Genomic DNA, 11,654 nt, shown 5'->3' with positions numbered 1-11,654 from the left:
CTAGCGGGGCCGCCGCCGCCTGGCAACGCGGCGCCCGCCTCGGGCGAACCTTAGGACGAGTCTGGCCGCGCTGATCAGCCGCAGCGCGCGTTCAAGTCCTGAGAGCGGCGATCGGTTAGTCTGCGGATCAGAAAACGCCGATCGACGAACGGGACCGTATCACGTGCGAAGGTTTGCTTCCTCCTGGTCCCCGTGGGCCGACGACCGGCTGGACGAGGTGGCGCTCGACACCCATCGGCTTCTGCCCTCGCGCCTGATCCCGGCCGCCCTGGTGACGGCGGGGGTCGCCCACGCCCTGAGCCTGGGCCTGGCCCTGTCGTGGCTGGTGCTCCTGCTGCTGGGCGAGGGCCTGGCGCGGCTGGTGACCGCTCGGTTCAAGCCCGGCGTCTCCGCGCCGCGTAGCCTGCGCGCCGGCTTCGTCCTGGCCGCCCTGCCGATCAACCTGACCTGGGCCGGGCTGGGCGCGGTGCTGTGGCTGTCGCAGGAGGCCGACTTCAAGCTGGCGGCGGTCGGCGTCTGGGCCGGCCAGATCATCTACACCCAGAACTTCCGCCACCAGCCGGCGACCCTGCTGGCGATCAGCGCCGCCCCGCCCCTGGCCAGCCTGATCCTGTTTCCGACGGCCTTCCTCCACCTGTCGGGCATCGGGCCCGAGACCGCGCGCTGGAGCCTGATGCTGGTGGTGCTGACCACCATCGGCGTCATGCTGACCAATCGCGCGGCGGCCCGCCGCATGGACGAACTGACCCGCGGCCTGCGCGAGGAACGCGAGCGAGCGGAGGACGCCAACCGCGCCAAGTCGACCTTCGTCGCCGTCACCAGCCACGAGCTGCGCACGCCGATGAACGGCCTGCTGGGCATGGCCCACGCCCTGGACCGCTCCCCGCTCGACGCCGCCCAGCGCGAGCATGTGCGGCTGATGATCAAGTCCGGGGACACCTTGATGCAGGTGCTCAACGACGTGCTCGACCTGTCGAAGATCGAGGCCGGCCGGGTCGATCTGGAGCGGGCCGCCGTCAACCTGCACGACCTGCTCCGGGCGGCCGGCGACGCCTGGCGCGACGCGGCCGCCGAGAAGGGCCTATGGCTGAGGGTCGAGATCGATCCGCAGGCGCCCGCCTGGATCCTGGCCGACCCGTTGCGCATCCGCCAGGTGCTGATGAACCTGATCTCCAACAGCCTGAAATTCACCGGCGCCGGCGGCGTCACTCTGCGGCTGACCAGCCCCGCGACCGCGCGGCCCGACGGTCTGCGCGACCTTCACCTGCGGGTGGTCGACACCGGCGTCGGGGTGCCGGAAGCCTTCCACGAGCGCATCTTCGACAGCTTCACCCAGGCCGACAACGCCGTCTCGCGCAGCCATGGCGGCACCGGACTGGGCCTGACCATCTCGCGCGCCCTCGCCCGCCAGATGGGCGGCGACCTGGTGCTGGAGCCGGCCGCCGGCGCCGCCTTCCTGTTCACCCTGGCCGCCGCGCCCGTCGCCGCGCCGCCGGTCGCGGTCGAGCCGGAACCTGATGACGAGGCCGGCGCGGGCCTCGACGCCCTGCGGGTGCTGGTGGCCGAGGACAACGCCATCAACCAGATCGTGGTGCGGGCCATGCTCGAGGCGGCCGGCGTGGCCCTGACCATCGTCGACGACGGCCGGGCGGCCCTGGAGGCCCTCAAGGTCGGCGCCTTCGACGCGGTGCTGATGGACATCAACATGCCGGTGATGGACGGCATCACCGCCCTGGCGGCGATCCGGGCCGGCGCGGCCGGCGATCCGTCGACGCCGGTGATCGCCCTGACCGCCTCGGCCATGTCCGGCGACCGCGAGCGCTTCCTGGCCCTGGGCTTCGACGACCACCTGGGCAAGCCGATCCGGCCGCTGGACCTGCTGGCGGCGATCGACGGCGCGGTTCGGGGTGAGCCCGGGCGGTGCGCGGAGGCGGCGCGGTCGTAGGGATTGGTCCACACCCGCCCCTGCCAACGCAGGGTGTCGAGACCTTGAGTCCCGGCGTTCGCCGGGATGAACGGATCAAGATGGGCGCGGCTAAATCCGCTGGGCGGATGCGACCTTCGACAACCAGGCCAGCCGGGAGTCAGCGAGAAGCCGGCGCGCCCTGGAACCCTCTCTCTTTGAGAGAGGGAGGGGCCCGCCGCCGCAGGCGGTGGGAGGGTGAGAGGTTTCACCGCTGGCCGGAAGATCCCGATTCCTGTCGTTGATCGGCCCAGTCCGGCCAGCCAGGCTCCGACCATGGACACGACCGCCACCGCCCGTCGCCTTCGCCGGGATCAGACCCTCGTCGAAAGGACGCTCTGGGCCCCGGTGCGCAATCGCCGCCTGGGCGGATTCAAGTTCCTGCGACAGGTGGCGATCGACCGCTACTTCGCCGATTTCGTCTGCGAGGCGGCCAAGGTGATCGTGGAGCTGGACGGTCCGGCCCACGACGGGCGGGAGGATTATGACGCCCGCCGCACCGAAACCCTGGAATTGTTCGGGTACGTCGTGGTGCGGTATCGCAACGAGCGGGTCCTGGCCGATCCGGACGGAACGGCGGACGAAATCCTGGCGGTGCTTCGATCTGACAGGCTGTAACCTCTCACCCTCCCACCGCTTCGCGGCGGGCCCCTCCCTCTCTCTAAGAGAGAGGGTTCCAGGGTAGCGTCCGCCAAGGGTCGAAACTCACCCTACTCTTCACGCCGGCAAGCTGACCTTCAGGATCACGGCGCCCGAAATTGGGCGGGCGGCGATGAAGCGGCCATCCCCTACCCCATCGTCTCCGCCAGCGCCCGCGCCTCGTCCTCGAAGGCGCTGACGGTGTCGACCCGCCGCCAGGCGATCCCGCCGGTGTCGCGGGCCAGTTGGCTTTCCAGCACGGCCACGTCGGCGTCCGAGGCGTCGTTGACGCGGGCGGCGACGCGGGCGCGCAGAACCTCGGGCGGCGCTTCCAGCCAGACGCCCTGGAAGGCCACGTCGACCGACTTGGCCAGGGCCTCGGCGCGGGCCCGCTGCTCGGGCTTGAGGAACACCGCGTCGACCACCACCGATCGGCCGGCGGCCAGGGTCAGGGCCGCGTCGCGGAACAGCTCGCCATAGACCCGCTCGCTCATTTCCGGCGTGTAGGCCTCCTTGGGCAGGCGCTGCAGCGAGGGCACGCCGCACAGGCGCTTGCGGATCTCGTCGGTGCGCAGGACCACCGCCCCGGGGGCCGTCCCCAGGCCGGGCGCACAGACCCGGGCGAAGGTCGACTTGCCCGAGCCCGAGAAGCCGCCGGTGGCCACCAGGCTGACCGGCTTGGGGGCCAGGTGCTCCAGGGCCGTGGCCAGATAGGCCCGCGCGGCCTCGTCGTCATTGCTGTAGGCCCAGACGTGGGTGCGCACCGCGGCGCGGACGCTGAGCATCAGCGGCAGGGCGGCCAGGCCCGTCCACAGGCCTTCGCCGAACGTGCGGGCGGCCTCGTCCAGATAGGCGTTCAGCACCCGGCCGGCCGCGTCGCGGCGACGGCGGAAGTCCAGGTCCATCAGCAGGAAGGCCAGGTCGTACTGGATGTCGATGTCCGACAGCGAGTCGTTGAACTCGATGCAGTCGAACAGGATCGGCTTGCCCTCCTCGACCAGGATGTTGCCCAGGTGCAGGTCGCCGTGGCAGTGGCGGGCGAAGCCCTGGCCGGCCCGTGCGTTCAGCAGCGGACCCAGGCGCTCCAGCGCCAGGTCGGTCTCGGCGATCAGCCGCTCGACGGCCTGGGCGCCGAGCCGCGGGGCCAGGCCGCGCAGCAGGTTGGCGTTGGAGGCGATGGTGTAGCCCAAGGCCCCCACCCCGCCGCCCTGCGGCCGCAACGGCGCGCCGGCGTGGAACTGGGCGATGGTGCGGCCCAGCGACTCCTCGAGCGCGTCGTCGATGGCCCAGGGCTGCTGGGCCAGCACGCCCTGCTCGTCGAAGCGGCGCATCTCCAGCACGTATTCGACGGTCTCGCCCGCGCCGTCGATCTCGACTCCCCCGGCCTCGGTGCGGGTCAGGCGGCGCACGGCGCGGTAGATGTCGGGCGCGGCGGCGCGGTTGAAACTCAGCTCGCGCTCCAGCGACCAGCGACGCAGCTCCAGGGTCGAATAGTCCAGAAAGCCGAAATTGACCGGGCGCTTGACCTTCCAAGCCGCCTCGCCGACCAGGAACACGCGGGCGCAGGACGTCTCGATCACCCGATCGGCCCGCTCGCCCATCCAGGCGGCCACTTCCTGCTCGCGAACCGTCTCCGCGTCCTTGATCACGCCCCAACCTCGTCAGCCGCGCCGGAAGTCCGGGCGCGGGCGTCCCATAGCGGAAAGATCAGGCCGCGTCGCGTGCGCCGCTTGCTTACGCTTTGGTTGAGCGCCTATGGTTGCGATAACCTTGACTAGAGTCGCACCACATGCTGATCGGCGCAGTCCTCAATCGGTCGGAACGCAAGAAGACCGAGATCCTCGCCGCGGCGCGCGGCGTCTTTCTGCGCGAAGGCTATTCGGCCGCCGGCATGGAGACGGTGGCCCGGATGGCGGGCGTGTCCACGGCGACGCTGTACGCCTACTTTCCCAGCAAGGCCAAGCTGTTCGAGATCGTCGTCCATGACGCCGTCGAGCACATGGCCGAGCCCGTGCGCGCCAGCGGGCGGGCCAAGGGCGACGCCCGCGCGCGCCTGACCGGCCTGGCCCTGGCCTACGCCGCCTTCATGTCGCAGCCCGCCACCCGGGCGATCTTCCGGATGGTCGCCAGCGAGCGCCGGCGTTTCGAGGCGGTGGCCGACCATGTCCTGCAGGGCGCCCACAAGACCCTGGGCGGAACGGCGATCCAGATCATCGAGGAACTGGTCGCGTCCGGCGAACTGGCGGTCGGCCGCCCGGCCGGAGCCGCCGGCCAGCTGCTGGGCATGCTGGACCACGCCACCCTGGTGCTGGGCCTGGCGGCCGGCGACGAGGCCCGCCCGGCCCGTCCTCTGAGGGACATCGCGGATGAGGCGGTGGAGACGTTCCTGGCGCGGTACGGGGCCAAGTCGTCCGGCGCTTCCCTGTAGCTGACGGGTTCAACTTCCAAACCGCTTAGGTTTCTGCTAAAAGGAACCCCATGCCCACCTTGCTGCGATACCCGGACAAGGCGGGCAGGACGCGCATAGAGATCTATACCCAGGATCATGCGCCTTCTCATGTGCACGTGAACGGGGTGAACGCGGAGGCGGTCCTGCTGCTGAACTGTTGCGAGGCCGACGAGGGGCGGCACGGACCGGTCAGCGTTCGTGAAGTCGACGGCTATCGCCTCGCGGAGCTGAACGCGATCATCGCCTTCGTCGCCGACCATCTGGCGATGCTGTGCCGGGCCTGGAGACAGATGCATGGCGCTTTCTGAAGCCGAATTCGAAGCCGTCGCGACGCGCACCGCCGAGGAGAACGCGCTCCGCCCCCGCGCCATCGATGTCGCCTTCCTGCCCGAGCGCCATCGCGTGTGGATCGAGATGAACAATGGGCTGGAGGTCACGTTCGACCCCGGGCGGCACCAGGAGCTGGTCGGCGCCAAGCCCGAACAGTTGGCCCAGGTCGAGGTTTCCGGACGCGGGTCGGCCATTTATTTCCCGCTGCTGGACGCCAGCATCTACATTCCCGGCCTGCTGCAGGGCCTGACCGGAACCAAGCGCTGGATGGCCCAGCAACTGGGTCGCGAGGGCGGCAAGGCCAGGAGCGCCGTCAAGGCCGCCTCGTCAGCGGCGAACGGAAGGCTGGGCGGCCGTCCCCGGAAACGCGTCGACCCAAGCGCGGTGGAGCAAGTCCCGGCACGCACGCCGAACGGCCAAAGCAAGGTCAAACGGACCTGAAGCGCTGGCGAGCCGCCGAGCCGCGCGCCTACGGAAACAAGCGCTTCGTCTCCCAGCCTTCGCCCGTGCGCTCGTAGACCAGCCGCTCGTGCAGGCGGAACGGCCGGTCGCGCCAGAACTCGATGACCTGGGGAACGACGCGATAGCCCGACCAGTGCGGCGGGCGCGGCACCTTGCCCAGACCGAACTTCAGCGCCATCTCGGCGACCCGGCGCTCCAGGGCCAGGCGGTCGGGCAGCGGCCGCGACTGGTCGCTGGCCCAGGCGCCCAGCTGACTGTGGCGGGCGCGGCTGGCGAAATAGGCGTCGGCCTCGGCCTGCGTTACCGGCTCGACCGCGCCGCGCACCCGCACCTGGCGGCGCAGCGACTTCCAGTGGAACAACAGGGCCGCCTTGGGCTGGACGGCCAGTTCCTGGCCCTTGGCGCTCTGGGTGTTGGTGTAGAACACGAACCCCCGGGCATCGACGCTCTTGAGCAGCACCATGCGCGAGTCCGGCAGGCCGTCGGCGTCGACGGTCGACAGGGCCACCGCGTTGGGATCGTTCGGCTCGCCCTTGCCGGCCTCGGCCAGCCAGTCCTCGAACAGGCGGATCGGGTCGCCCTCCGGCAGCAGCGGCGGCGGCACAGCCTCGGTCACCTGGCGGACATAGTCGTCCTCGGACGGCGAGGCGGGGATCAGGGGCGCGTCGGTCATGGAATGGATATAGGGCACGGCGGCGCGGCGGGCCACGCTTGACGCGGATGGCCGGTCGCGCGCATCTGCCGCGCGACATGAAGGACACCCCATGAAACTCGGCACGCGGGCGCGACTGGCCTGGATCCCCCTGGCGCTGTGGTGCGCGGCCGGCCTGTGGATCGGCTATGGCGAGGCGGTCAAGTGGAAGGGCGACGACGTCCAGGACTGGATCATCCTGGCGGCCGGCGGCCTGTTCCTGTTCGCGGCCGGAGCCTGGAACCTCTGGCGCGTGCGGGCCAAGGCCGCCGAGCGGGCGCGGGTCGAGGGCCCCGAGGTCGACGAGCCGGTCACCTGGCATCGCAAGAGCGGCTCGTGGGCGGTGATCGTCTTCGCGGCCGGGGTGTTCGGGGTGTTCGGCCTGGTCTGGCTGCTGAGCGGCCAGATTCGTTAACTTAACGCCCCGTTGACCAAACGGCGGCAGGGTCGGCGGCATGACCGCCGGCGCTTCTTCCGTTTTGAGTCTCCAGGCCGCCCGCGCCATTCTCGGCGTCGCCCCCGGCGCCGACGAGCGCGAGCTGCGAGCCGCCTATCGCGAGGCCGCCAAGCGCGCCCACCCCGACCGTCCCGGCGGCGACGCGGCCCTGTTCCGCGACGTGCTGTCCGCCTACCGCCTGCTGCAGGACGCCCCGGCCCGCCAGATCCACTTTCCGCCCGCCGTCGCCGAGCCCGCCCGGGTCGAGCAGGCCACCCTGCGGATCGACACCGCCCTGGCCTTCGCCGGCGGCGCGCTGGAGCTGGCGCTCGACGGCCGCAAGCTGCGCCTGACCCTGCCGGCCGGCCTGCGCGAGGGCGACAAGGTGCGGGTCGAGAACGTCACCTTCCGCGTCGCACTCGCGCACGATCCCGACGCCCTGGTGCGCGGCGACGACCTGTGGCTGACCGCGCGGCTGGACGCTCGGGCCCTGGCCGAGGCCGGCCGGATCGAGGTCGCCACCGCCCTGGGTCCGCGCCTGGTGTGGATCTCGACTAAGGCCGCCGCCCGCGGCCTGGTGCGCCTGCCCGGCCAGGGCCTGCCCGCCCGCGGCCCGCATCGGGCCGGCGACCTGTTCCTGCGCCTGGAAGCCCTCGGCGACGGCGCCGAAAGCGCCGCCCGCTCGCAACTGAAGCGCTTCGCGGCCGCCTGGGCGGCGTAGAGGCTTCCCAAGTCGGGACCTGACGGTTCTACTGTCTTCGACGCCGCCGAAGAGCGACGGGAGGAGCGATCATGACCCAGGACGAACTGTGCGCCCGGCGCGAGACGATCGTGCGCGAGCACATGGCCGACGAGATCGACCACGCCTGGGACAAGGTGTTGGCGACCTTTCCTCACCCCCGCTATGAGATCATCGCCACCGGCGCGGTCCACGACGGCCGGCCCGACGTCGAGCGCTATTACAAAAGCTCACGCCAGACCTTTCCCGACCAGCGCAACACCCTGCTGTCCCTGCGTCATGTCGACGACGGGATCGTGGTGGAATTCATCCTCGAGGGCACGCAGCTGGGTCCCCTCGGCCCCCTGCCCGCCACCGGCCGCCCGTTCAGTTGCCAGATGGCCGCCTTCTTCCTGTTCGAAGGCGAGACCCTGGTTTGCGAACGGATCTATTCCGACACGCTGAGCATCGTGCGGCAGTTGCTCGGCGACCTCACGACGATGGAGGCGCTGGGGGCGTTGGTCAGCGCCGCGAAGGCTCCAGCCGGGTAGCGCGGCCAACCCGATAGATCGCGCGTGATAAAAAATTTCATCACATCCCTTGCGATTATATCGCGCACGATTAAATCGTTCACATCGAACAGCGCCAAGGAGGCATCCGATGACCACCCTCTACCAAACCCGCGCCACGGCCACCGGCGGCCGCGAAGGCAAGGCCCGCAGCGACGACGGCCTGCTGGACGTGCAGCTGGCCCTGCCCAAGGCGCTGGGCGGCAACGGCCAGGGGACCAATCCCGAGCAGCTGTTCGCGGCCGGCTACGCCGCCTGCTTCCAGAGCGCCATGGCCTTCGTGGCCCGCCAGCAGAAGATCGGCCTGACCGGTTCGACCGTGACCGGCGTCGTCGGCCTGGCCCCGCTGGAGGTCGGCTTCAAGCTGGAGGTCGCGCTGGAGGTCGAAACCCAGGGCCTGACCCAGGACGAGGCTGAAGCCCTGGTTGCGACGGCGCACAAGGTCTGTCCCTATTCCAACGCCACGCGCGGCAATGTCGACGTCGCGATCACCACAAGGGCCGCATGAGCGCCAAGACCAACAAGACGAGCGGCGAACCGGTCGAGGCCCTGCGCCTCGACCGCCAGCTGTGCTTCGCCCTCTACGGGGCCGCCAACCGGGTGACCCGGCTCTACCGGCCGATGCTGGACGCCCTGGGCCTGACCTATCCGCAGTACCTGGCCATGCTGGTGCTGTGGGAGGCCAGCCCCCGCACCGTGGGCGCCCTGGGCGAGGCGCTGGACCTGGAGTCCAGCACCCTGACCCCGCTGCTCAAGCGCCTGGAGACCCAGGGCCTGGTGGCGCGGACCCGCGATCCCGAAGACGAGCGTCGGGTGGTCGTCACCCTCACCGAGGCCGGCGCCGCCCTGCGCGACAAGGCCAAGGCCGTGCCCGAGCAGCTGTTCTGCAAGCTGAACCTGCAGCTGGACGAACTGGGCGACCTGCGCGAGCGGCTCAAGGCGCTGGCGGTCTAGGTTCCGTGGACAGTTAGGCGTTCGGCGCCGGGACGTCGCCCTCGTCCTTCGACAGGCTCAGGATGAGGGCTACTGGTAAAGCGGTTGAGTAGAATTCCTCATCCTGAGCTTGTCGAAGGACGAGGAATTCGGCCCAAGAACCGTCAACTGTCACAGAACCTAATCCTCGTCCTTCGCGACGAAGCTGTACGGCTCGGCCGGCGGCAGGCAGGAGACCAGGATCCGCGCCGTCAGGCCCGGCTCGGCGACGACCGGCGGCTGCTCGCCGAACACGGCTTCCCATAGCTTGGCCAGTTCCTGATACGCGGCGTCGGGCACTCGGCGGTCTCCTCGACGCAACACAATGCCGTCGCGCGCCAGGGGTTGCCGGTTAACGGCGCGCCCTCGTCCTTCGACGAGCTCATGATGAGGTTCTCAGCGCGCCGTGCCTGCAAATGGTCCTCATCCCGAGCTTGTCGAGGGACGAGGACCACAAGGCCTTGAACGTCGATCCGCCTACGGCGCGATGGCCAGCTCGAACGGCGTCGCCGGCAGGCCTGTCGCGCCATACAGGTTGAGGATCGGGCTGTCGGCCCAGGCGAAGCGGACCTTGACCGGCGTGAAGCCGGCGGGGACCGCCAGACTGACCCGGTCGCCGGCCAGGGCCGCGTCGGCGAAACGGCAGGCGCCGGTCGCGTCGCACAGCTCGAACCCGACCGGCCGGGCGTCGGCCTGCACCACCGCCGGCTGGTCCAGCCCAACGACCACCGCCCCGCCGGACAGCGTCGCCGACAGCGGGGCCGGGCCGGCGGCGACCAGGGTCGTCTCGCCGTAGGCCAGCTTGCGGGCCTGCAGGGCCAGGCGATGGCCGACCTGCTGCTTGTTGGCCGGGTGGATGTCGTAGACGTCGCCGATGTCGACGGCCGAGGCGAGGCCGACCTTGGGATCGGCGGCGGCCACGCGGCGTTCGGCGTCGCGCACGCCGGCCCAGCCCGATTCCACCGGACGGGTCTGGCGCGGCCCGAAATCGGCCAGTTGCACCACCAGGAACGGCAGGTCCGACCCGCCGAACGACTGGCGCCAGTCGCCGACCAGGGCGGCCAGCAGGCGCTGGTAGTTCTGGGGCTCGGCGACATTGGCCTCGCCTTGATACCAGGCGAAGCCTTTCAGGCCATACGGAGCGAGCGGCGCGATCATGCCGTTGCGCAGGGTCGACAGGCCGCTGGCCCCCACCCATGGCGGCGTCGGCGGCACGCCGCTCTGGGCGACCGTGGATGAGACCTTGTAGCGCCAGCTGGCGCCCAGGGGCGCGAACGCACCGTCGTCGAATCTCAGCCCCTTCTCGGCGGCCGGGCCCCACGCCCCGCCGCCGCCGCCGGTGTCGATGGCCCGCACCGCGACGACATTGGGTCCCGCCTTCAGCACGCCCGGCGCGATCTTGTACGCCCGCGGCTTGTCCCAGCCCTGGGTCGAGCCCACCTGGCGGCCGTTGACGAACGTGATGTCCAGGTCGTCCACCGGCCCCAGGGCCAGGAAGGCGCCCTGCTTGGCCTGCTTGGCGGTCAGGACGATCGTCGCCCGCAACCAGATCGTGCCGTCGAAGCTCTCCAACCCGGGATTGGTCTCCCAGAGCTTTTCGGCCGGCATGGTCTTCCAGTCGCGGTCGTCGAAGTCCGGGCGGCTCCAGGTTGCGGCCTGCGGCTCGGCCTTGGCGGCCCAGCGGTCGAACTGGGCGATCCAGCGGGCCATGCCGGTTTCCGGCGACTTGGCGTAGTCGGCCAGGATCGCCAGGCCCTCGTCATAGCCGCCCAGGGCTTGCAGGCCGTCGCGGCTGATCCAGTCCTGGATCACCGAACCGCCCCAGGTGGCGTCGATCAGGCCGACCGGCGCGCCGGTGGTCTTCTTGATCTCGCGGCCCATGAAGAAGCAGGCGGCGCTGAAATTGTTGGCCGACTCCGGCGTGGCCGGACGCCAGACCGCCTCCTTGGGCAGGGCCGTCGTCGGCTCGGGCAGGCTGACGCGGCCGGTCTGCAGCAGGCGGATGTTCGGATCGGCCGAATTGGCCGCCTCGGCCTCGCCGCCCAGGGAGCGGCGCAGCGGGTATTCCATGTTCGACTGGCCCGAGCACAGCCAGACGTCGCCAACCAGCAGGTCCGAGATCGTCTGGCGCTCGCCGCCGGCCTGGACGGTCAGGGTCAGGGGCTCGCCCGGCTCCCGCGCCGGCAAGGTCGCCGACCAGCGCCCCTGGGCGTCGGCCGTGGCGCTGGCCTTGGCCTCGCCCAGCGAAAGCTCCACCGCCTCGCCGGCCTTGGCCGCGCCCCACACCCGGATGGGCTGCCCGCGCTGCAGGACGGCGTGGTCGGTGAACACCGGGGCCAGCAGCGGCGCGGCCGAAGCGGCTCCGGCCAGGGCGGTCAGGGCGGTGGCGGCCAGTAGGCCAAGGATCTTCGAGCGCATGATTTCC

14 protein-coding genes are annotated in these 11,654 nt (G+C 70.7%); 10 read left to right on the top strand and 4 right to left on the bottom strand.

Annotated features, from left to right (window positions below):
* Window positions 1-163: 163 nt before the first annotated feature.
* Window positions 164-1,945 carry an ATP-binding protein gene (locus J2X41_RS20860; RefSeq protein WP_310085309.1) on the top strand — a complete coding sequence of 594 codons (1,782 nt, stop codon included), beginning with the start codon at window positions 164-166 and terminating at the stop codon, window positions 1,943-1,945.
* Window positions 1,946-2,239: 294 nt separating this feature from the next.
* Window positions 2,240-2,581, top strand: coding sequence for a DUF559 domain-containing protein (locus J2X41_RS20855; protein ID WP_310085306.1), 342 nt, complete (start codon window positions 2,240-2,242; stop codon window positions 2,579-2,581).
* Between the two features lie 170 nt (window positions 2,582-2,751).
* Here the strand turns inward: J2X41_RS20855 and J2X41_RS20850 are convergent, their stop codons facing one another.
* Window positions 2,752-4,251: an AAA family ATPase gene (locus J2X41_RS20850; RefSeq protein WP_310085305.1), complete on the bottom strand. Its 1,500-nt coding sequence runs from the start codon at window positions 4,249-4,251 to the stop codon at window positions 2,752-2,754.
* 140 nt (window positions 4,252-4,391) lie between these two features.
* Here J2X41_RS20850 and J2X41_RS20845 point away from each other — a divergent pair, with 140 nt between their 5' ends.
* Genes J2X41_RS20845 through J2X41_RS20835 form a run of 3 tightly spaced genes read left to right on the top strand, consistent with a single transcriptional unit; the run spans window position 4,392 to window position 5,822 of the window.
* A complete protein-coding gene (locus J2X41_RS20845; protein ID WP_310085302.1) occupies window positions 4,392-5,030 on the top strand; it encodes a TetR/AcrR family transcriptional regulator in 639 nt (212 codons plus the stop codon).
* A gap of 50 nt (window positions 5,031-5,080) precedes the next feature.
* Complete coding sequence (locus tag J2X41_RS20840) at window positions 5,081-5,359, top strand: DUF4160 domain-containing protein (protein WP_310085300.1); 279 nt, start codon at window positions 5,081-5,083, stop codon at window positions 5,357-5,359.
* Window positions 5,346-5,822 carry a DUF2442 domain-containing protein gene (locus tag J2X41_RS20835; RefSeq protein WP_310085298.1) on the top strand — a complete coding sequence of 159 codons (477 nt, stop codon included), beginning with the start codon at window positions 5,346-5,348 and terminating at the stop codon, window positions 5,820-5,822. Before J2X41_RS20840 ends, J2X41_RS20835 begins: the two co-directional genes overlap by 14 nt.
* 28 nt (window positions 5,823-5,850) lie before the next feature.
* On the opposite strand, the gene pdxH is transcribed toward J2X41_RS20835, so the two are convergent.
* On the bottom strand, window positions 5,851-6,516 hold the full coding sequence (gene pdxH / locus J2X41_RS20830) for a pyridoxamine 5'-phosphate oxidase (protein ID WP_310085386.1): 666 nt from the start codon (window positions 6,514-6,516) through the stop codon (window positions 5,851-5,853).
* A 91-nt stretch (window positions 6,517-6,607) separates the two neighbouring features.
* Between pdxH and J2X41_RS20825 the strand changes: the two genes are divergently transcribed.
* The 5 genes from J2X41_RS20825 (at window position 6,608) to J2X41_RS20805 (ending at window position 9,211) form a co-directional block, all read left to right on the top strand.
* A complete protein-coding gene (locus J2X41_RS20825) occupies window positions 6,608-6,949 on the top strand; it encodes a hypothetical protein (protein WP_028041594.1) in 342 nt (113 codons plus the stop codon).
* Window positions 6,950-6,989: 40 nt separating this feature from the next.
* On the top strand, window positions 6,990-7,691 hold the full coding sequence (locus J2X41_RS20820; RefSeq protein WP_310085293.1) for a DnaJ domain-containing protein: 702 nt from the start codon (window positions 6,990-6,992) through the stop codon (window positions 7,689-7,691).
* A gap of 71 nt (window positions 7,692-7,762) precedes the next feature.
* Complete coding sequence (locus tag J2X41_RS20815) at window positions 7,763-8,239, top strand: ester cyclase (RefSeq protein ID WP_310085292.1); 477 nt, start codon at window positions 7,763-7,765, stop codon at window positions 8,237-8,239.
* Window positions 8,240-8,348: 109 nt separating this feature from the next.
* Window positions 8,349-8,765 (top strand): organic hydroperoxide resistance protein, encoded by a 417-nt coding sequence (locus J2X41_RS20810; RefSeq protein ID WP_310085289.1) that lies wholly within the window; start codon window positions 8,349-8,351, stop codon window positions 8,763-8,765.
* A complete protein-coding gene (locus tag J2X41_RS20805) occupies window positions 8,762-9,211 on the top strand; it encodes a MarR family transcriptional regulator (protein WP_310085287.1) in 450 nt (149 codons plus the stop codon). Before J2X41_RS20810 ends, J2X41_RS20805 begins: the two co-directional genes overlap by 4 nt.
* Window positions 9,212-9,370: 159 nt before the next feature.
* Here J2X41_RS20805 and J2X41_RS20800 read toward each other — a convergent pair whose 3' ends face one another.
* Together J2X41_RS20800 and J2X41_RS20795 are read right to left on the bottom strand one after the other, a co-directional pair.
* Window positions 9,371-9,529 (bottom strand): hypothetical protein, encoded by a 159-nt coding sequence (locus tag J2X41_RS20800; RefSeq protein WP_310085284.1) that lies wholly within the window; start codon window positions 9,527-9,529, stop codon window positions 9,371-9,373.
* A gap of 177 nt (window positions 9,530-9,706) precedes the next feature.
* Window positions 9,707-11,647, bottom strand: a complete 1,941-nt coding sequence (locus J2X41_RS20795) for a sialate O-acetylesterase (RefSeq protein WP_310085278.1) — start codon at window positions 11,645-11,647, stop codon at window positions 9,707-9,709.
* Window positions 11,648-11,654 lie beyond the last annotated feature (7 nt).

This window comes from Caulobacter sp. BE254 (assembly GCF_031457295.1).
In the GTDB taxonomy this organism is placed as follows: domain Bacteria; phylum Pseudomonadota; class Alphaproteobacteria; order Caulobacterales; family Caulobacteraceae; genus Caulobacter.
This window is presented reverse-complemented; position numbering and strand designations above follow the sequence as displayed.

Bases quoted from the DNA above. Each gene is read 5' to 3' on its own strand.
- J2X41_RS20855 (WP_310085306.1), top strand. From the start codon at position 2,240: ATGGACACGACCGCCACCGCCCGTCGCCTTCGCCGGGATCAGACCCTC.
- J2X41_RS20845 (WP_310085302.1), top strand. From the start codon at position 4,392: ATGCTGATCGGCGCAGTCCTCAATCGGTCGGAACGCAAGAAGACCGAG.
- J2X41_RS20840 (WP_310085300.1), top strand. From the start codon at position 5,081: ATGCCCACCTTGCTGCGATACCCGGACAAGGCGGGCAGGACGCGCATA.
- J2X41_RS20835 (WP_310085298.1), top strand. From the start codon at position 5,346: ATGGCGCTTTCTGAAGCCGAATTCGAAGCCGTCGCGACGCGCACCGCC.
- pdxH (WP_310085386.1), bottom strand. From the start codon at position 6,516: ATGACCGACGCGCCCCTGATCCCCGCCTCGCCGTCCGAGGACGACTAT.
- J2X41_RS20825 (WP_028041594.1), top strand. From the start codon at position 6,608: ATGAAACTCGGCACGCGGGCGCGACTGGCCTGGATCCCCCTGGCGCTG.
- J2X41_RS20820 (WP_310085293.1), top strand. From the start codon at position 6,990: ATGACCGCCGGCGCTTCTTCCGTTTTGAGTCTCCAGGCCGCCCGCGCC.
- J2X41_RS20815 (WP_310085292.1), top strand. From the start codon at position 7,763: ATGACCCAGGACGAACTGTGCGCCCGGCGCGAGACGATCGTGCGCGAG.
- J2X41_RS20810 (WP_310085289.1), top strand. From the start codon at position 8,349: ATGACCACCCTCTACCAAACCCGCGCCACGGCCACCGGCGGCCGCGAA.
- J2X41_RS20805 (WP_310085287.1), top strand. From the start codon at position 8,762: ATGAGCGCCAAGACCAACAAGACGAGCGGCGAACCGGTCGAGGCCCTG.
- J2X41_RS20795 (WP_310085278.1), bottom strand. From the start codon at position 11,647: ATGCGCTCGAAGATCCTTGGCCTACTGGCCGCCACCGCCCTGACCGCC.